This window comes from Desnuesiella massiliensis, assembly GCF_001403615.1.
GTDB classification, from domain to species: domain Bacteria; phylum Bacillota; class Clostridia; order Clostridiales; family Clostridiaceae; genus Desnuesiella; species Desnuesiella massiliensis.
In genome coordinates, this window is sequence record NZ_LN879457.1 from 1,301,770 (window position 1) to 1,321,378 (window position 19,609).

Consider the following 19,609-nt stretch of genomic DNA (forward strand, 5'->3'; position numbering starts at 1 on the left):
TAGCAAATTCGTCATCTTATAATGATTTATTTATCAATACCTAATTATTCGTATTATGGATTTCAATAGTTAGTTTGCAATACTTTACAATTATGGCATCAATTCATTAAATATACTCAAAACCTCTCTTGCGAATTCTTCCTGTCTCACTGCCTTATACCGGTAGCCGTTTACATAGAGTTCATTTTCTTTATAGTCTTCATTAATATACACAGTATATATACTGTGTTGCATTTCTCTATTTCTTCCAGCTATACTTATGCTTGAAAGGCTTTCGTTTTTTCTAATAACTGGTGCTCTTCTAAAGCTGTGTTTATCTATGACACTTGCAAGCCGATCAATTCTATCTCTGCTATCAATTGAAAGTCCAAGTCGTCCTCTATCCTTATGGCCACCAAACCAGTCATTTATAGTAATGTCAACCTTATTTTTAACTGGCGTATAATATACGCCTAAAACTGCTGCCAACGCTAAAACTGAAGTAATAATAGCAGTATTTAATTTCCCCTTTTTTTGTTTAAATAGATAAATATTTTTAAGCATATATATGACTAGAGCGCCAAGCATATATGGAAGGAAATAATAAAGCCTTGCGCTAGCATATAAGTAAAATTCTCCTTTGTCACTTGAATCTAAAGCGCGCTCGCCCACCCGAAGCAGTATATGCAAAATCCAGTAAAAAGCAGCAACCACTATAGTACCATTGAGAAGCTTAGTATTTAGCTCCCCTATTTTTAACTTTACATGGATAATATTAATTATCAAAATAAAAGATAAGGCAAATAGTACTAGGGGCATCAATGAAAAAATAAATATGATAACAAACATAAACATAAAGCATCTCTCCATATCTAATCAATAAAAATTTAAATTAATTCGCATTAAGTTATCATTCCAAATTAAAATTATAGATTTATTATAACATAAATTCCCAGTAAAATATTTTTTCAGTTTTTACAATAAGGATTTAATCAATTGAGAAAATGAGAATTATTATGGAATATATATAGATATAAAAATTTTATAGCTGCAAATATTAATTAAAATGTTTATGACTGCTTAAAAAGAGAAGATAGTAGCTAATCCGTCTGTGAAGGAAGCCACTATTTTTTGTGCGTTCAGCAAAGTTAGATTATGACTACTGGTGAAAGTTGGTTTTATTCCTGAGTGTTACAACTATTGAATTCATTATAATATCTTTAAAATATGTACAAATTTTTAAAATGAATGTAAATTATTCTTATATAGTCGCGATAATTTAATGTAGAGATTTGGGTACTGCGACTTGTATTGTAGTAATTACAAAGGAATGCTTTTTATTTTTGGGAGGGATGAAATATTACTGATTTAGAATAGAAATAATTTTAAATAAGAGTTGGAAGGGGAATACATTTTGGAACAAAATTTTGATAGCAGCGAACCTATAGAATATAAATATAAATTTAATTGTAAATATGAAAAAAGTGAATTGATTGATGCCTATATGGATAGAAAAGCCCCTATTAGATATAAGAGAGCTTTTCTAGGTACCATTATATTTTTAGCGATAATTATTATTTTTTCAAAATCAAATTATTTTGAAAAAGCCGCATTGTATAAGAATTATGTTTTTTGGTGTTTAAGTGGAGTATTGTTTATGATGATTTTTTTAAGAAATCACCATAAATTTATGTGGAAATCCTTGGCTGGACGTTCATTTGCACCTCAGGCAAATACATATGATATATATTTATGTGAAGATTGCATAAATTTAATATTTCCTTTGAGTGGAATTAAAAAGGTCTTTAATTATGATGAGATAGATGTGTATGAAGTAAAAGACTATTTTATATTAGAAAATGAATATTTAAATGGCTTTAATATAGCGAAAGAAAAAATAGATAAAAATACTATTGATAATGTAAGAAATTTTTTAAAGAATAAAACTAGAGTTAAGAATCTTGGACTACCTTTTCCTTTACGTAAATTTGCGAGAATGCCAATATACGTGGAAATAATTATAATTATGATATTATTAATTCCAGTAGCAGTTCCTATGTTAACAACAACTACAAGTAAAGTTGTGATGGGTGAAAGCGTTGTATGTAATAATTTAGGAATAAAAGTTAAAAAAACATCTCATGTAAGCTTCGGAAAAAGTAATCCTATAGACCTTTATAAAGTAGAGTTAGAATTAGAAAGTTTTGAAAAAGAAACTGCAGCTGGAAAAAGCTATAGTGAAACAGAATTCAAACTTGTAAGCAAAGATGGAAAAGAATATCAAAGATTCAGCATATCAGATCCAAAAGAAATAAAATCGGGAGCACTAAAGGAAAAGGAAAGCATTAGTGGAGATTTATATTTTAAAGTTCCTAAAGTTGAAGAACCAGAATATTTGATATACACAGCATATAACAAATCAAAATCAAAGCAATATAGTCAAAAAATATATTTGAGTAATAAGGGAGAGAAGAAATAGTTATGGTAGATTCACAAATAAGTGAAAAGATGAAGTGCTTAATAGCAGATGAAGTTAAATGCGCTATAGAAAATGAAAATAGGACCATTAAAAATAGCGAATATAAGGAATATTTATATGAAACATTAGTAACTAATGATCCTTTTAATCTATATTACGAAAAATATGATAAAACAAAAAAAATCTCTATGAAAGTATGTATAATCATTGCTGCTTCTCTAGTGTTTTTGTCTTTCATTTGGTCTATAGTAGATCCTCAGATGGACTTTTTACGTACCGCCGCAGAGCTAATAATATTTATGATATTTGCTATGGGTTTTATAAGTATTATTATATTTTCATTCGAAAAAAAGAAAGCTATGAAACACTATATACCAATAATTAAAAAAATATAGATAGATTAGAGTATGAATTAAAGATTTCTACAATCAGCCAAGAAAGAAGAAATTATATAGCTGTTCTACATAATTTATGCAATTACATCTATTCTAATGATGAGTATACCTTTAAACATTATAAGTGTTAATGATTTTAATATCCTGTATATGGGAAAGCGCTTTAAATTAAAAGGGGATTATCTCAAGGTAAAAAGCAATTTTTACATGGGAATAATCCTATTTTTTTGAAACAATATGTGTGCTTCATTATATTGACATAATGTCATGATATTGATATCATATTACCTATGGTAATTACCATAGGTAATGAAGGGAGAGAATGAAGTGAAAAATAATAAAAAACATGTAAGTAAGGAAATTATTTTGGAAACTACATTAAGTTTGATTGATAAAAATGAAGGAATAAAGGATGTAACCTTAAGAGATATTGCTAAAAAGATTGGGTGTGCACATACAAACTTATATAATTATTTTAGCAGTCTGGACGAAATATTTTGGGAAGCGCTTGGCCAGGTGCTTCTTATGATGATGGATTACTCCAGCAGTGGCTTAAGTAATGAAAAAGATGATGAAGGAAGATTTTTCTTGATTTTATCAAACTTGATTGATTTTTCTATGGAACATCCTGGGTGGTATAGATTTATATGGTTTGATTCTATAGATGGAAGCCCTTCTCCAGAAGTTACTAAAATATTGCATAAACCAGGAGAAGGATTTTCTGAACTTATAAAATTGGGAAATAGCAATATTTCAGATGAAAAAGCAAATTTAATCGGTGACATATTACATAGTTATTTGCATGGTGAATTGTGTAAGTGGATTAATAATCGAAGCTTTATAAGCAGAGATGAGGAAACCAAAATAATGATTCTATCGAACCTAAGACATTTATATAAACTGCTAATTCAATAGTGTAAATAGTAAATTAACAAAAATGCTCCTACTGCATTTTAAAAAGTTTAAGGAGATGTTTAAAAGTGTTAGGAAAGTTAATTTCAAAAATTTGTCCAATCTTTATGGTTCCTGAAAGTAATCCAGTTAATGAAGAAAAGTACTTGGGTGATAAAAGGAATGATCCTTCAATATATGAGACAGAAAATAATAAATATATTTATCCACTAATTAAATTTAGAGATGAACAAGTGATAATTGAGAAGCTTTGCTTAATAGATTTTGAGGGAGATCCTACTTATAAAGCTATAGAATTACAGCAAGTAAAACAAGAAAATCTCGTGCATTACATTGTACTTATGGGAATGCAGGATGGCGAATCAGATATTTACTATACAAAGGGATTGAAAGTTGATGGGGGTAGGTATAAATCATTACTGAATAAAGTAACATTACAAGAAGTTGATTCCATGAAGGTACAGTTTGATGTAACTGAAAAAGGCATAGATGTATATCTATCTTTAAGGGATAGGGAAAAGAGAATTGTAGAGTTTAAAATGAAGGAGAATAAGAATAAACTAGATAGTTTCGGACTTATAGCACCTGTAGGTATTATGAGTGAGTGCCCAGATAAATTTCCTATCATATATTTAAAAAAATTCAATATGGTGCAGCAAAAGCACACAGATATATTTGTAAAGATAGACGGAAAAAGTCTAAAGCCTATTAAACTTTTTCCCTTGTGTAACTTCAAAAGGGTCTACTTAGCTAGGTATTCTTATTTTAATAATATTAAAGAATTGAATAATAATTATACAGGCGTCATAGAGCCAGTAAGATTTACTAATGATGTAGATGAAATAACCATAGATAATTGTATTTATTCAATTAATATAAATAATGCACATCCTGAAGTAAAGTGCGTGAAAAGAATTGACAGCAATAGTGAGATGAAAATAACTTTTTCTCCACCCATACCAGACATCATTTCATTAAAGGATGATACAGAAATACTAGGACATTTTTCAATATCTGTTGATGAGATTAGAGGTATTATGGGTGGCATTTATTTGGTAAAGAAAAATAATGATTCTATTAACTTTCAAATTAACCCCCAAAAGGGTTGGCAGCCAATGCCTGGTAAACTGTGGATGAAAACTTACTTATGGAATTGTGATATAAAAATTGTAGATGATAAATTACAAGTAATATCAAAGTGGAGCCGTACAAAATAGTTATATATGGTTTTTTGTACTGACAAATTGCGTAAAATAGTGGTAAACTTGAAGAGTATCGAAATACATTGATGGGGAGAATTATGACTGAAGAGTTAGAGGGGGTAAATATGTACACAAAAACTGAAATACTTAGTATAGCAAAAAAACAATTGGCACTTGATTATAATTGTAAGCTCTCAGATTTTGAAAAACAGGAAAATACAATTACAGAGAATAAGCTTCAAGAAGGCAGGCGTATCTATGAAAGTGATGGCTGCATCCTAAAAATAATTACTATTGGAGGGAAGGCAATAATTTGTGCCGATGAAAAAATAAGACCTTGGACTGAAGAAAAGCTTTTAAAGAGAGATGCTAGCTGGTTATTTGACTATGATAAACTTAGAGCTATAGATAATAAATTAAGAGAATTTGGTCATGAAATTGATCAGATGCCTCACTTTTATCTACCAAACCCTGTTACTTGTGAAGTAAAGCCCATTACCACAATAAAATGGTTTGAAAGAGAAGAAATATCGCAATTTCAGGATGACAGCAGGTTTGATGAAGCTTTTGTTTTTAGTGATAATTATCCGGATGTTCTTGCAGTTGCTGCCTTTGAGGGTGACAATATAATAGGGATGGCAGGAGCTAGTGAAGACAGTAAAACTTTATATCAAATTGGTATAAATGTGATGCCTGAATATAAAGCAAAAGGTATTGGTACAAATCTAGTTACATTATTAAAACAAGAACTCTTAAACCGTGGAAAGGTACCTTTTTATGGAACAGCAGTATCTCATATAATTTCTAAGAATACTGCTATAAATGCTGGTTTTTTTCCGGCGTGGGCAGAAGTGTATTCAAGAAAATTAAAGGATTAATTTAGAACGGGTTATATATAGAAATTGAAATTAGAAAATAGATAGCAGAAAATATCAAAAATAATTATTACTAAAAATATATAATGAACCTAAAGTTAAGTTATTGGAGGTTTTATTATGTATAAAGTGAATGGTTTTTTTACATTTTTACAAGGAAATAGCTACGAAGTAGGTTTAAAGCAAAGTGAGATATTCAAAAATAACCCGGAGCTATTAAGTTCTTTTCTTTCTAAAGAACCATTAATTAATGATAAAGAATTTGATGAAATGAAAAGGCAATTAGAAATATATTGCCCGGGAATTAATGAAGAGCTTAATGGGTTTTGTGATGGATTAAGAATCTCACCTCAATATTTAAATTATTATAGAAGCACCTTAGTAAAAGTAGGATGCAGCCATGGAGTTGTACTTCCTAAAAAAACTAAGGACAATAAAGTCTATGTTTTTCGTAATTACGATCTTACTCCTGCTATGGATGGAATGAGACTCTGCTCTACAAATATTGAAGGAAAGTACAGCCATACAGGCTTTGAGATTTCTTTGTTTGGAAGAAGTGAGGGTATGAATGAAAAAGGTTTATGCATTACTTTCTCTGCCTGCGGCACACCCGTAGGGGATTTCCCAGGGATGAGAAAACCTAAAGCATCAGGACTTCAGTTTTGGGCTATAATTAGAGCTTTATTAGAGCAATGTAAAAATGTAGAGGAAGCCATGACCATGATAAAAGACATGCCCATTGCATCAAATATGAATCTTATTATAGCTGATGCTTTAGGTAATAGTGCCCTAGTAGAAGCCTTTGATGGAAGGAAGGTATTTAAGGAAGGTGCTATAGAAGATGAGTATCTAATCGCTACAAATCATCCTTTATTTTCTGAAATCATGGCTATAGAAAACAAAAAGGTAAATAACTCTTGCATTAGATATGATTTAATTCAAGATTTTTTAAATAATAATGAGCAGGTATCAAAAGAAGATATAAAAGCTTTAATGAAAAAAGAATATCCTAGAGGATTGGCTGTCCACAATTATAAAGAAGTTTTTGGAACTTTAAGATCCATGTTCTTTGATTTAAAGGATAAAACTATAGAATTTTGCTATGGGTCACCTATAATGAATAATGAATATAAAATTAAAGTTGGGGAAGCATTGCCTTTCCATCAAATAGAAGTAGTCATAGAAGAAAATAATTATTCACCAGATTTTTGGAAGCTAGTATAGAGGAGGAAGAAAATGCCTGACTATATTCCTGACTTAGAGAAAGCTATTACTTATATAGAAAAAAATATTAAAAATTCTATAGCAGTAGAAAAGGTAGCTTCCTTTGTAAACTTTTCATATTATCACTTTCATAGGCTATTTTTTTCACTTACAGGAGAAAACTTAGGGAATTATATAAGAAAACGAAGGTTGAGCGAGGCTGCGGCTGAGTTAATATGTAGTGAAAGAAAGATTATAGATATAGCCTTAGATTATAATTTTGAATCCCAGGAAGCCTTTACTCGCTCTTTTAAAAATATGTTTGGGATGACGCCGGCAGCTTTCAGAAAAAAAGGAGTTAAACCTATAATAAATCAAAAGGATATTTTGCTAGGAGAGGTTTTAAGTCATAGAACTAAGAACATAAGTCTAAAACCAGACATAGTAAGAATAAATTATGATAAGACTATAGTAGGCATTAAAGGAAACACAAATCTAAAACATAATAAAATAAAAGATTTTTGGAAGGAATTCTACAAAAGAGTAAGTGAAATTCAAAACATAGTAAATCCTAGTACAGGCTATGGTATATGTTTTACAGAGTCAGACCTTGATTTTAATATATTAACAGAGCAAACAGAGTTTACGGAATTGGTGGGGGTAGAGGTAGAAAACTTAGAAAACCTACCTGAAGGCATGGACGTAAGGATTATTAAATCAGGATACTATGCAGTATTTAGACATGAAGGCAGCATTGATAGTTTAAGGGAAACTTATAAATATATATGGACAACTTGGCTTTGTAATTCAGATTATTCCATAGATCTTAGAGATGATTTTGAGTTGTATAAGGAAGATTTTTTAGGACCTTATAATGATTCTTCTGTAATATGGATATATATACCTGTTAAAATAAAATAAAACTTATCACCTTTAAAAAATACTTTCATATAATGTTTGATGAAGTATTTTTTAGAGGTTTTTTATTATGTTAACGGAAAAAGACTTGAATGATTTAATTAAAAAGTTCTTACCGCCTTCGGCGGAGATACTAAAGTTAAAAAATAATTCTGATAAAGATATTATATATGTCACTGACCTGGATGGAGATAAAATTCCAGAGATAATCGTAGGCTATAAGTATCAAGGTGATGCATATATAATGATACTAAAAAATCAAGGTGGTACCTGGCATATAGCTCAAAATATAAAAGGACCGGGTTATAACATAACTTATCTAAGAGTTGCATCTCTTACAAAAGGAAAACCGAGCTTAATAATAGGCTGGCAGGTAGGAAGTATATGGTCCAAATTAAACATTTTAGAACAGGGTAAACATGGTTTAAAAGAGAGTTTAAATAAGGAGGTTTACTTTAGCAAAATTGAAGTGGAAGATATGCCTGGGAAAAATGGAAGAGATGGCATAGAAGAGATAGCTCTATGGAAACATGATACAGGGGAGGCCCATATAGTAGAAGTATACAGGCTCATTAATGGTGAGTTGGTAATAGCAAAGGACGTATATCCCTATTATTTTAAAAAGGTAGCTTCCTATTATAATAGATTAGTTGAGAAACATCCAGATTACTCATTCTATTGGTACTATTTAGCTCTAGCGGAGTTCAATGCAGGAAGAAAAGAGCAGGCTTTAAAAGCTGTGGAAAAAGCTTTAGAATTTGAAAATCCTTATCCCTCAAAGTCTCATTTGTTAAAGCTGAAGGAAGCAATCAAGGGAGAATTTAGAAAGAGCAGTCTATTTCCTGCATCTATTAATACAATAGGAGGAGTTTTTTGGGGATATATTGATAAAACAGGAAATTTGGTAATTAAGCCACAATTTAAAGAGGCTAGAGAGTTTCAAGCTAACGGCTTGGCGGTGGCAAGGAAGGGCAAGTATTATGGCTTAATAAATGAGCAAGGAATTTTCGTGGTAGAGCCTAAATATGAAAGTATAAATGAATTTTCAGAGGGAAGAGCTGTAGTTATAGATGGCAGTGGATTTAAAGTGATTGACGAAAATGGAAAGGAAATAACTAATAAGGCTTACGATTTTATAAATAATTATAAAAATAGCAGAGCGCTATTTTCTAGTAATGCGGGTAAAGGCAAGTATTTATATGGATATTTAGACTTAAATGGAAGAGAGATAATACCTGGTAAGTACCAGGAGGCCAGCGATTTTTCTAAGGATGGTAAAGCCACAGTTAAAGTAAAAGATAAGGAATTCAATTTGATTAATACTAATGGACAAATATTAAATAAATATAATTATCCCTTTGTGGGAGCTTTTAGCGAAGGAGCTATGTCCTTTCAAAAGGAAGCAGGAGGTAAGTTTGGATTTATTGATGAAAAAGGCAATGAAATCATATCTCCTCAGTATAGCAGTGTAGGTTCCTTTGAAGAGGGCAGAGCTGTAGTTAATACTTTTCAGGGTGTGATGAATAATTATGGGCTAATTGATAATAAGGGTAATTACATTATAAAACCAGAATATAATTATATATTTTTATTAGGAGAAGGAAGATATGCTATAGGAAAAGCTATAGATGCTAAAAAACCCTATTTAGACTCTAAATATGCCATAGCAGATACAAATGGAAATATATTAACAGACTTTATTTATTATGAAGTAAATCCTTTTGAAAAGGGCCTCGCTTCAGTTTATGATGAAAAAAATACCTACTTTATAGATAGGAGTGGACAAAAGGTAAGTAATCTACCTATAGTTCAAGGTAACGGGGTTCTAAAGATGATGGATGGCATAATACAGTTAAGTATGGACTTTAGAATATCCTATTTAGACAGAGAAGGCAATATAATATGGCAACCAAACACCCTAATACCTATAAACCACCAATATAGCATTAAAGAGATAAAATATAAGCCTAATAGAGATTATTTAGTGTATTATCCTGAGATAATAGGCATGAAGGATAATGCGGCACAAGCTAAATTAAATGAGGAATTAAAGAAACTCTCTAAAGTCCAGAAAATAGATAGTAATGTTAAACTAGATTATAACTATTTTGGAGATTTTGCTGTAGCCTTTTTTAAAAAGCAGCTTTTAGAGCTAAGATTAGATGGTTATCAGTATTATTTTGGGGCTGCCCATGGCATGCCTAGTAAAATATATGTACCAGCAGATTTAGTAAGTGGTAGAATATATGGTTTAAAGAATCTATTTAAGGAGAATAGTGATTATGTTAAGGTGCTTAGTGATATAATAGGTGATCAAATAAAAAACAATGAAGAATATTCCTATGTATTTCCTGATAGCTATAAAGGCATAAAACCTGATCAACCTTTTTATGTGAAAGAAGATGCCTTATTTATCTATTTTTATCCCTATGAAATAGCTCCCTATGCTGCAGGGTTCCCTACCTTTAAGATATATTATGATGAGATAAAAGATATTATTGATACTGAGGGTGAGTTTTGGAAATCATTTAATTAAAGATTTAAGGCATAAGAAAGAACTAAAAAAGCTCTTTCTTATGCCTTTTGTTAAATGCTGTTAATATTATTTTACTTCCACGTAATGCTCACTTAATCTAAAGAATATATTATAGATATGAAAATGCTATTTTTATTAGATATATGTAATAACTTGGGTATAAAAAATGAAATATAGTATTTCAAAAAATAATTTAGTTATGATATAATTTACTTAAAAGTTAAAATATTACAATTAGTCGTTTAAGGGATAGAATATATCTTAGTAGAAAGAAAAACCTTTAGTTAAAAATTTTATAGCAAAGGTGGACAACCAGCAAAAATAAAAGTCAGGAGGGAAATTATGCAAAATTCACTTAATGATCTTGCAGCGGAAGTTTCTTCTAAGAAAGAACTAATTTATCTTAAGCCCAAACAGAAATTTTCTATTGTACCATACTTATATTTGATTCCTTGCCTTGTGATCTTTGGCATTTTCGTCTATTTTCCATTTTTTAAAACTTTATTTTTGAGTTTTACTCTTACCAATGCAAGAGGTAAGGTAGTAGAATTTATAGGCCTTGAAAATTACCTGGAGCTTTTTAAGTCACCTGAATTTATAAATAGTCTAAAGGTTACCTTTAAGTTTGTACCAATGCTAGCTATACCAGCTATTATCCTAGGCTTTACTCTAGCTTTGCTTGCAAACAATAAATTAAGAGGTAGCAAGGTTTACGAGGTTATGTTTTCTATGCCTATGGCTGTAGCCTCTGCTCCAGCTGCTATTATATGGTCTATGTTATTTCATCCTACCATAGGCGTTATAAACTACATATTAGGAACCTCTATTGGATGGCTTACAGACGATAAATGGGCCTTAATCTCTGTAGCTGTAGTCACCGTTTGGCTAAATTTAGGAATAAACTTTATTTTCTTACTTACAGGCTTAAAAAATATTCCTGAGGAGCTAAATGAGAGTGCTTCTATAGATGGAGCAAATTATTTTCAGAGATTATTTAAAATAACCATACCTATGGTTTCACCTACTTTGTTTTTTGTAGTGATGATAAATTTAATAAATTCCTTCCAAGCTTTTGGACAAGTTAAGCTGATGACTGGCGGTGGACCAGGAGAGGCTACCAATGTTATAGTTCACTCCATTTACAGGGAAGCTTTTTTTAACAACAGATTTGAAATGGCTTGTACTCAGTCCATGATACTATTTTTAATGATATTAACCATTACTCTTATACAATTTATGTATGAGAAGAAAGGGGTGCACTATCAATAATGCTTAGTAAGAAGAAGAGAATAATTTTATATATAATCAATATAATTGTGGGTCTTATGGTGATATTCCCAATTTTATATGCCCTTTCTTTAAGCTTTATGACTCAAAGTGAAATCTTTGAATTTCCTCTCAGGTTTATACCTAAGGGGCTGTATTTTGGAAATTATTCTAATGTAATAGAGTCGGTGCCAATTTTTAGGTTCATTCTAAATAGTTTTATTGTGGCTTCTTCAGTAACTATTGGACAGATAGTAACCACCAGTTTAGGAGCCTATGCCTTTGCTTTCTATGAATTTAGAGGAAAGAAATTTTTATTTATAGCTATTCTAGCCACCATGATGATACCAGGCGAAGCCATCATTATTGCAAATTATCTTACTATAAGCTCTTGGGAATGGGTTAATAGCTATAGGGGACTCATTGTTCCTTATCTTACCTCAGCCATGGGAATATTTTTGATGAGACAATTTTATTTAACAATTCCAAGGGAATTAAGAGAAGCTTCCATCATCGACGGTTGTAATAGCCTTCAATTCCTTTTAAGAGTGGTAATGCCTATATCTAGACCCGCTATAGGAGCCTTAGGAACCTATGTATTTTTAGCCACTTGGAATCAATATATGTGGCCATTACTTATAACTAATGATGCCGAAAAGAGGACGGTTCAAATTGGAATCAGCATGCTTCAATTTTCAGAGTCTCAAGCCTTTGGTGTGATTTTAGCTGGCATAGTTATGATTTTAATTCCATCTATACTTATTTTTATCGTAGGTCAAAAACAGCTTATAAAAGGTATGACCTCTGGAGCTGTAAAGGGTTAAAAATGTTGAAAACAACATTTCTATAAATAAAATCATTGAAAGGAGTTTTAGAATGAAGAAAAAAGTTATTTCTGTTTTAATACTTACAACCTTAGTTACCACCTTATTATCTGGTTGTAGCACCGGAAAAAGCACTAAAACTAATTCAGAAAATAAAGTAACAGAAATTGTATTTTGGCATTCCATGGGAGGAGTAGGGGGAGAGGCCATTGATAAAATGGTAGGTAATTTTAACAGCTCTCAAAGCAAAATAAAGGTCACTGCACAATATCAAGGCACTTATGATGATGCTATAAACAAGATGAAAAGCTCACAGCAGGGTAATGCAGGGCCTGATGTAATGCAACTTTATGATATTGGAACAAGATGGATGATAGACAGCGGTTATGCTGCACCTATTCAAAAGCTTATAGATGCAGATAAGTTTGATACTTCAACTCTTGAACCTAATCTGCTTGAATACTATACTGTAAACAATAAATTATATTCAATGCCCTTTAATTCCTCAACCCCTATATTGTATTATAACAAAACTGCTTTTAAGGATGCGGGGTTAGATCCTGAAAAACCACCTAAAACCTTCGATGAAATAAAAGAAATGTCTAAAAAGCTTACAAAGAAAGATGCAAGCAATAAGATTACTCAATATGGATATTCTATGGCAATATATGGTTGGTTCTTCGAACAGCTTATGGTAAAACAAGGACAATTATATGCAAATAATGAAAATGGCAGAAAAGATAAAGCTGCAGCAGTGGAATTTGATAAAAATGGAGCAGGTTTAAAGATATTTAAGGTATGGAAGGAGCTATATGATTCCGGAAATTTCGGAAACTTTGGAAGAAAAACTTCAGATACTCAAAATGCCTTCATAGCAGGAAACACAGCCATGATGATAGATTCTACCTCAGTATTAAATTCTGTACTTAAAGGTATCGGTGGAAAGTTTGAAGTAGGAACAGCCTTTTTACCTAAACTAAATGAAAGTGATAAGGGGGGAGTATCCATAGGCGGAGGATCTCTCTGGATTATGGATAAAAAGGATGATGGTAAACAAAAGGCCTCTTGGGAATTTATAAAATTCATGGTATCTCCTGAACAACAAGTTTACTGGAACAAAAATACAGGATATTTCCCTGTAACAAAGAAAGCCTACGATTTGCCAGAGATGAAAGAGCAATTAAAACAATATCCTCAATTCCAAACAGCAATAGATCAATTACATCAATCTCCATTAGAGTCAAGAGGAGCGCTTCTTGGCATATTCCCAGAAGCAAGACAAACTATTGAAACTAATATAGAAAGTATGATTTCAAATAAGATGACTCCAGAGCAGGCAGTGGAAAACTCTGCTAAAAGCATAAACTCTGCTATAGAAAAATATAATAAGACTAACAAGTAGACTATTTTATGATTTTCAGCTAGTTATGCTAGCTGAATTTTTTTATTTAGTATAATATAATACTGGTAGATTACTTTTGAATATCTCTTAAGATGAAAGATGTTACCAAGGATGAAGCTTAATGCTTTACACTTACTATGATTGGAGGGAAATTTATGGATAATAACGTTTCCTGGTATATTGAAAAGCAGGTAGAAAGAACCATAAATAATTTAGAAAAACGTAATATGGCAGGATATTATGTTAATGATGAAGTACAACTATTAGCTAAATTAAAAGAGTTTATTCCTGAGAATTCTGTTATTGGAGTAGGGGATTCCATGACTCTTTTTGAAACTGGAGTTATAGACTTTTTAAGAGAAGGAAAATATGTGTTTTTAGATAAATATAGGGAATCCATAAGTAGTGAAGAAAAAAAGCAGATATACATAAAAAATTTTTCCTCAGATACCTTTCTTTGCAGTTCTAACGCCATAACTGAAGATGGGGAACTCTATAATATAGATGGCAATGGAAGCCGTGTAGCGCCAATGCTTTATGGACCTAAACAAGTCGTTTTGGTTGTAGGTATAAATAAAATTGTAAAAGATATAGAGGCTGCAGAGAAGAGGGTTAGGGGGTATGCGGCACCTATAGACGCCAAGAGATTAGGTAAGGATACTCCCTGTGCTAAACTAGGCTATTGCGTGGATTGTAAAAGTCCTAATAGGATTTGTAATGATTTTGTTATCATAAGAGGTCAATTTATAAAGCGTAGGATAAAAGTGATTATTGTAGGTAAAAATTTGGGCTATTAGGGTAATTGCTTTATAAAATTAACACCTAGGAAACTATATTAATAAACAAGGAGATAAAAGATTATTTACATTAAATAGAATTTATAGCATAGTACCTAAGACGAAATATAAAGTTAAGCGTATTACAAATGATACTAAAACATACAAGTTTTATATGAGGAGGGGTATTATGTTTAAAAAACTATTGGTTTTTACTCTAGGAATATTATTTTTAACTACACAAGCCGTTCAGGCCTGTTGGGCATTTTTTTCTATAGAAGAGCTTATAGAAAAATCAGATGTGATTTTAATTGGGAAGATACAGGGAAAAGCAGGTCAAGTCAAAAATCAAGATGATATGGCGGAAACCTATTGGAATATAAAGGTAGGCTATTATTTAAAGGGAGATAGCAATACTAAAAATTATATTGTGGCAACACCAGGCGCTAAATCTCTATTTAATAGTGTAGTGACTTCTGCAGATTATGAGTTAGCTGATGAAAAATATGCTCTATTCTTCTTATCTAACAATAGACCTATAACACCTAGAGGAGTGCTTTATTTAGATGTTAAGGATGAGAAAAATTTCTTTAGTAATTCTAGTGAAGTAGATATATCAAAGCTTATTTCTAATATTAGTCCTCAATCCAGCGAAGAAGAAAATGAAAAGATAATGAGCTTTATAAAAACTTCTAATATAACCATACCTACCGTAGATAATAAAATTGATGATGCTAACTCAAAAGACAAAATGATGCTCTTAGCTTTTATGAGGTTTTTGATGAAGCGTTTTGCTAATATTAATTTATAAATTTTCTATTAACTTAATATAAAAATAAATTATTATAAAAGTGCTTTTAGGCATCGTAAAAAAATAACTAGTCAAAGATGCGAAGTATATTTTGCGTAAGACAAGGACACAGGTTCCATTAATAGTGGGGCTATTAGTGGGTTCTGTGGACACAGTATTACGCAAAATAGACGAGTAGACTGACTAATTATTTTTTTGGAGATGCCTTAAGTACCAGATTTTCTTAAGGGCTTTAAAGACAGATAGAAATCCTGTTTAGTTACTATAATATTATAACTAAATAGGATTTTTTATTGTTACATCATATTAACAAACATATGTTTGGGGTGAGTTTTTTCTGTCAATACTATATAATAGTAAACTGAGAGAATATAAATTAGACTCTTAAGCACCTAAGAAAAATAAATAGATAAAGTTATAAATAAATGAGCATAAGTATTAAGGAATTTTGAGGTGCTTCAGGAAAAGGAGAAGTCATATGTGGAAAAATGAAGCTCTTAAAGCTTTAAAAAATTATTTTGGTTATGATAAATTTAGAAAAGGGCAAGAGAAGGCCATAGAAAATATTATGGAAGGCAGAGATACCTTTGTAATAATGCCTACAGGAGGAGGAAAATCTCTATGCTATCAAATACCTGCCCTTTTATTAGAAGGAATTACTATTGTAGTATCTCCTCTCATATCTTTAATGAAGGATCAGGTAGATACTTTAAATAATATGGGTATAAGCTCTACTTATATAAACAGCAGCTTATCTAGGGAGGAAATTGACGAAAAGATACTAGAGATAGGTGAAAATAAGTATAAGATAATTTACCTAGCTCCAGAGCGACTGGAGACCATGCAGGGAATTTTTAAAATGCTAGATATAAAAATATCTCTAGTGGCCATTGATGAAGCTCACTGTATTTCAAAGTGGGGCCATGATTTTAGACCAAGTTATAGAAAGGTACAATATTTTATAGAACTGTTAGAGCCCAGACCAAGAGTTCTAGCATGTACGGCTACAGCTACGGAACTAGTTAAGCAAGATATAATCGATTTATTAGGTTTGAGGAACCCGGGATTATATTTTACTGGCTTCGATAGAGAGAATTTGACCTTTAAGGTTTTTAGAGGAGAAAATAAAGAGAGATTTATTTTAGAGTATATTCAAGATAAAAAAGAAGACAGCGGTATTATATACGTAGCTACTAGAAACGATGGAGAAAAGCTTTATGAAACCTTATTGAAGAAGAATTGCAGGGTAGGATTATATCATGCCGGACTCAGTGAGGAAAAGAGGAAGAGCATGCAGGAAGAGTTCATGTATGATAATGTAAACATAATGGTAGCCACCAATGCCTTCGGTATGGGAATAGATAAGTCCAATGTAAGATATGTAATACACCACAGCGTACCTAAGAATCTAGAGGCTTATTATCAAGAAGCAGGAAGAGCAGGAAGAGATGGTGAACCAGGTGAGTGTATATTGCTATTTAATAGCGGAGATGTGTTTACTCAAAGGTATTTTATAGATAATTCTAATACTTCACCAGAGAGAAAAGCGCAAGAATACAATACTTTAAGAGCTATGGTGGACTATTGCTATACCTCTAAATGCTTAAGAGCCTATATATTAGAGTATTTTGGAGAAGAAGCCACCTTTATAAATTGCAGTAACTGCAGCAATTGTAATGGAGATGTAGAGGAAAAGGACATAACCACAGAGGCTCAAATGATATTTTCCTGCATCTATAGGGTAAAAGAAAGGTATGGATTAAACACAGTATTAGATGTACTTAAGGGATCCCAAAACCAGAAGATACTAAAACTATCCTTAGATAAGGTAAGTACTTATGGGCTGATGAAGGACTATGATAGAAAATATCTAGAGGAATTAACAAATAAATTAATAGCAGATGGCTATATTGTAATGACCAATGAAGAGTTTCCAGTATTAAAACTTACTACAAAGGCTGTTAACTCCTTAAAGAATAAAGAACAGGTTTTTGTAACCGTAAGAAAGATTAAGGAAGTAATTAAGAAAAAGAATGATCTGTTTAATATTTTAAAAGCCACCAGAAAGAGTATTTCTGAGGAACTAAAGTTGCCGCCCTATATTATTTTTCACGATGCTACCCTAAAGGAGCTAAGCACTTATATGCCTGCTACCAAGGAAGCTTTCTTGAACATTAAAGGAGTAGGAGAAAATAAGTTTGAAAAGTATGGTGCTCAGTTTTTAGAGGTGATAAAAGAGTATTTAGAAGAAAAGAATTTAAAACCTATAGATAATATAAACAAAGAGGATGAGATTAATGAGGGTATAAAGAAGGTAAAGGAAAAAGTTAAAAGTCACCTTCAGAGCTATGAACTGTATAAACAAGGCCTTTCATTAAAAGAAATAGCAAAACAAAGAGAACTTTCTTTAATTACCGTCCAAAGCCACATATTTGATTGTGTAGCAGAAGGATTAGAAATTAATATAGAAGAGTTTATACCTGAGGGTACAGAAAATAAAATATTGGAGGCTATAAATGAAGTAGGGGCAGCTAAGCTAAAGGCTATTAAAGAATTATTACCAGAAGGGGTAGAATACACAGCTATAAAGGCTGTTATATGTAAACATCATTTATAATATTAATGGGATGGGTGAAGTTGTATGGCATTAAAGTTATTTGATTTTGTAGAAGATACTATAAGTTTACTTGAAAATAGGAGTGAAATATTTGAAAAAGCCTCTGAGAATATTGAAATATATTTTAAAAATATTCTTCAGGAGAACAGTGAAGGCTATTTAAATATTAATGCAAGAGTGAAATCTTCTATTAGCTTAAAGGAAAAAATTCTTAGAAATAATTATTATAGAAAATATAATAATTCGGAAGAGCTTTTAGATAATCTATCTGATTTGATTGGTATAAGAATTGAATGTAGATTTATTCAAGATGAAAATGAAATATATAAAGCTATAAAAAAGCATTTTAATGTAGAAGGACACAATGGATTCTATTATAATTCTTGTAATGATAAAATAAGCCTTAAGCTCCAAGGAAAGCAGCCTCAGAAGCAAAGGAATGGCTTTGAAATATATAGAATTGATGGAGTATACTTATTTGAGGATATAAAAATAAACTTTGAGCTTCAAATAAAGTCCCTAGTAAATATATTCTGGGGAGAAATTGAGCATAAGGTTACCTATAAAAACTATAATTATCTTTTAGGAGATAAATTCTTTAAAGATATGCTTGCTTCCATTAAAAGAAATTTAACCATGATAGATAATCAGTTATTGATAATGTATAACCAGTTTAACACTATGAATTCCATAGATCAGCAGGCCAGAAAAAATCAATTTGAAGGGGTTATGTCTAAGATAATATATGAAATCTATTCTAATAGAGTAAGGGATAGTCTAGGATTTATAGTAGACTTTAGAAGATCTTGTGATGTTGTTATGGAATATATATTTAGTACAAATAAGGTAGAAGATATAGAGGATTATAGCAAAACCCTTATAAAAACCTTAAATAGATTTAATAGCATAAGCAAGAATCATATCGATTTTAATGAGGAGATTAACTTTGAAAGAGAAATAAACTTTAAGGGTGAGTTTTCTGAGCTTGTAGGTAAGACTATTCTTAAATCTATTAACACCGACTTTCAATGGAATTTATTTTTTAAGATATTATTTGATATAGAAGTGGGAAATAATGCTGAAGACTTTGAAGCCTTCATAGAATTTTTAAGAAATAAATTCCTAGGGATTAAGGTCTTTAACAATCTATACGTGAAGTATGATGAGGAGCAGTGTAATTATATAGTTCAATGCTTTGTGGAACAACTGGCAAATTGCTTTGTGCAAATAAATTCCATTGACTTTATACATAAATCTTCCATGGAAAGAATTAATGAAATTCTTGAAGAAATAATTTTGGAGATTCTTAAAGAATATAATTGTTTTGATGAATTTAAGGATAATAGGGTTAAATACACTGAATTATTTAAAGAAAAACTTATGGAAGAGTTTATTTAAAAATATAAAGGGACTG

16 protein-coding genes are annotated in these 19,609 nt (G+C 31.1%); 15 read left to right on the forward strand and 1 reads right to left on the reverse strand.

Annotated elements, in window-relative coordinates; translation table 11 throughout:
* Nucleotides 1–90: 90 nt before the first annotated feature.
* The gene (locus BN2665_RS24040) at nucleotides 91–834 is read right to left on the reverse strand and encodes a hypothetical protein (protein WP_055669623.1); all 744 of its coding nucleotides are present in this window, start codon (nucleotides 832–834) and stop codon (nucleotides 91–93) included.
* A 559-nt stretch (nucleotides 835–1,393) separates the two neighbouring features.
* On the opposite strand from BN2665_RS24040, the gene BN2665_RS24045 reads away from it, so the two are divergent.
* From BN2665_RS24045 to BN2665_RS24115, 15 genes are all read left to right on the forward strand, one after another.
* On the forward strand, nucleotides 1,394–2,458 hold the full coding sequence (locus BN2665_RS24045) for a DUF4352 domain-containing protein (protein ID WP_055669624.1): 1,065 nt from the start codon (nucleotides 1,394–1,396) through the stop codon (nucleotides 2,456–2,458).
* Nucleotides 2,459–2,460: 2 nt separating this feature from the next.
* Complete coding sequence (locus tag BN2665_RS24050; protein ID WP_055669625.1) at nucleotides 2,461–2,853, forward strand: hypothetical protein; 393 nt, start codon at nucleotides 2,461–2,463, stop codon at nucleotides 2,851–2,853.
* A 327-nt stretch (nucleotides 2,854–3,180) separates the two neighbouring features.
* Entirely contained in the window at nucleotides 3,181–3,768 is a 588-nt protein-coding gene (locus tag BN2665_RS24055) for a TetR/AcrR family transcriptional regulator (protein ID WP_055669626.1), read from the forward strand.
* Between the two features lie 65 nt (nucleotides 3,769–3,833).
* Nucleotides 3,834–4,982 (forward strand): hypothetical protein, encoded by a 1,149-nt coding sequence (locus tag BN2665_RS24060; protein WP_055669627.1) that lies wholly within the window; start codon nucleotides 3,834–3,836, stop codon nucleotides 4,980–4,982.
* Between the two features lie 110 nt (nucleotides 4,983–5,092).
* Nucleotides 5,093–5,845, forward strand: a complete 753-nt coding sequence (locus tag BN2665_RS24065; RefSeq protein ID WP_055670053.1) for a GNAT family N-acetyltransferase — start codon at nucleotides 5,093–5,095, stop codon at nucleotides 5,843–5,845.
* Nucleotides 5,846–5,962: 117 nt separating this feature from the next.
* Nucleotides 5,963–7,066 carry a C45 family autoproteolytic acyltransferase/hydrolase gene (locus BN2665_RS24070; protein WP_055669628.1) on the forward strand — a complete coding sequence of 368 codons (1,104 nt, stop codon included), beginning with the start codon at nucleotides 5,963–5,965 and terminating at the stop codon, nucleotides 7,064–7,066.
* 12 nt (nucleotides 7,067–7,078) lie between these two features.
* On the forward strand, nucleotides 7,079–7,966 hold the full coding sequence (locus tag BN2665_RS24075) for an AraC family transcriptional regulator (RefSeq protein WP_055669629.1): 888 nt from the start codon (nucleotides 7,079–7,081) through the stop codon (nucleotides 7,964–7,966).
* Between the two features lie 67 nt (nucleotides 7,967–8,033).
* Entirely contained in the window at nucleotides 8,034–10,499 is a 2,466-nt protein-coding gene (locus BN2665_RS24080; protein ID WP_055669630.1) for a WG repeat-containing protein, read from the forward strand.
* Nucleotides 10,500–10,841: 342 nt separating this feature from the next.
* Nucleotides 10,842–11,768, forward strand: coding sequence for a carbohydrate ABC transporter permease (locus BN2665_RS24085; protein WP_082436003.1), 927 nt, complete (start codon nucleotides 10,842–10,844; stop codon nucleotides 11,766–11,768).
* Nucleotides 11,768–12,589, forward strand: a complete 822-nt coding sequence (locus tag BN2665_RS24090) for a carbohydrate ABC transporter permease (protein WP_055669631.1) — start codon at nucleotides 11,768–11,770, stop codon at nucleotides 12,587–12,589. Before BN2665_RS24085 ends, BN2665_RS24090 begins: the two co-directional genes overlap by 1 nt.
* Before the next feature lie 52 nt (nucleotides 12,590–12,641).
* Nucleotides 12,642–13,991 (forward strand): ABC transporter substrate-binding protein, encoded by a 1,350-nt coding sequence (locus BN2665_RS24095; protein WP_055669632.1) that lies wholly within the window; start codon nucleotides 12,642–12,644, stop codon nucleotides 13,989–13,991.
* A 155-nt stretch (nucleotides 13,992–14,146) separates the two neighbouring features.
* Nucleotides 14,147–14,788, forward strand: a complete 642-nt coding sequence (locus BN2665_RS24100) for a lactate utilization protein (protein WP_055669633.1) — start codon at nucleotides 14,147–14,149, stop codon at nucleotides 14,786–14,788.
* 169 nt (nucleotides 14,789–14,957) lie between these two features.
* A complete protein-coding gene (locus tag BN2665_RS24105) occupies nucleotides 14,958–15,578 on the forward strand; it encodes a hypothetical protein (RefSeq protein ID WP_055669634.1) in 621 nt (206 codons plus the stop codon).
* A gap of 478 nt (nucleotides 15,579–16,056) precedes the next feature.
* Nucleotides 16,057–18,195: a DNA helicase RecQ gene (gene recQ, locus BN2665_RS24110; protein WP_055669635.1), complete on the forward strand. Its 2,139-nt coding sequence runs from the start codon at nucleotides 16,057–16,059 to the stop codon at nucleotides 18,193–18,195.
* Between the two features lie 24 nt (nucleotides 18,196–18,219).
* Nucleotides 18,220–19,593 (forward strand): GTP pyrophosphokinase, encoded by a 1,374-nt coding sequence (locus BN2665_RS24115; RefSeq protein WP_055669636.1) that lies wholly within the window; start codon nucleotides 18,220–18,222, stop codon nucleotides 19,591–19,593.
* Nucleotides 19,594–19,609 lie beyond the last annotated feature (16 nt).

Excerpts from the sequence above, each read along its gene's own strand:
- BN2665_RS24040 (WP_055669623.1), bottom strand. The coding sequence starts at position 834 with ATGTTTATGTTTGTTATCATATTTATTTTTTCATTGATGCCCCTAGTA.
- BN2665_RS24050 (WP_055669625.1), top strand. The coding sequence starts at position 2,461 with ATGGTAGATTCACAAATAAGTGAAAAGATGAAGTGCTTAATAGCAGAT.
- BN2665_RS24065 (WP_055670053.1), top strand. The coding sequence starts at position 5,093 with ATGTACACAAAAACTGAAATACTTAGTATAGCAAAAAAACAATTGGCA.
- BN2665_RS24070 (WP_055669628.1), top strand. The coding sequence starts at position 5,963 with ATGTATAAAGTGAATGGTTTTTTTACATTTTTACAAGGAAATAGCTAC.
- BN2665_RS24075 (WP_055669629.1), top strand. The coding sequence starts at position 7,079 with ATGCCTGACTATATTCCTGACTTAGAGAAAGCTATTACTTATATAGAA.
- BN2665_RS24080 (WP_055669630.1), top strand. The coding sequence starts at position 8,034 with ATGTTAACGGAAAAAGACTTGAATGATTTAATTAAAAAGTTCTTACCG.
- BN2665_RS24085 (WP_082436003.1), top strand. The coding sequence starts at position 10,842 with ATGCAAAATTCACTTAATGATCTTGCAGCGGAAGTTTCTTCTAAGAAA.
- BN2665_RS24090 (WP_055669631.1), top strand. The coding sequence starts at position 11,768 with ATGCTTAGTAAGAAGAAGAGAATAATTTTATATATAATCAATATAATT.
- BN2665_RS24095 (WP_055669632.1), top strand. The coding sequence starts at position 12,642 with ATGAAGAAAAAAGTTATTTCTGTTTTAATACTTACAACCTTAGTTACC.
- BN2665_RS24100 (WP_055669633.1), top strand. The coding sequence starts at position 14,147 with ATGGATAATAACGTTTCCTGGTATATTGAAAAGCAGGTAGAAAGAACC.
- BN2665_RS24105 (WP_055669634.1), top strand. The coding sequence starts at position 14,958 with ATGTTTAAAAAACTATTGGTTTTTACTCTAGGAATATTATTTTTAACT.
- recQ (WP_055669635.1), top strand. The coding sequence starts at position 16,057 with ATGTGGAAAAATGAAGCTCTTAAAGCTTTAAAAAATTATTTTGGTTAT.
- BN2665_RS24115 (WP_055669636.1), top strand. The coding sequence starts at position 18,220 with ATGGCATTAAAGTTATTTGATTTTGTAGAAGATACTATAAGTTTACTT.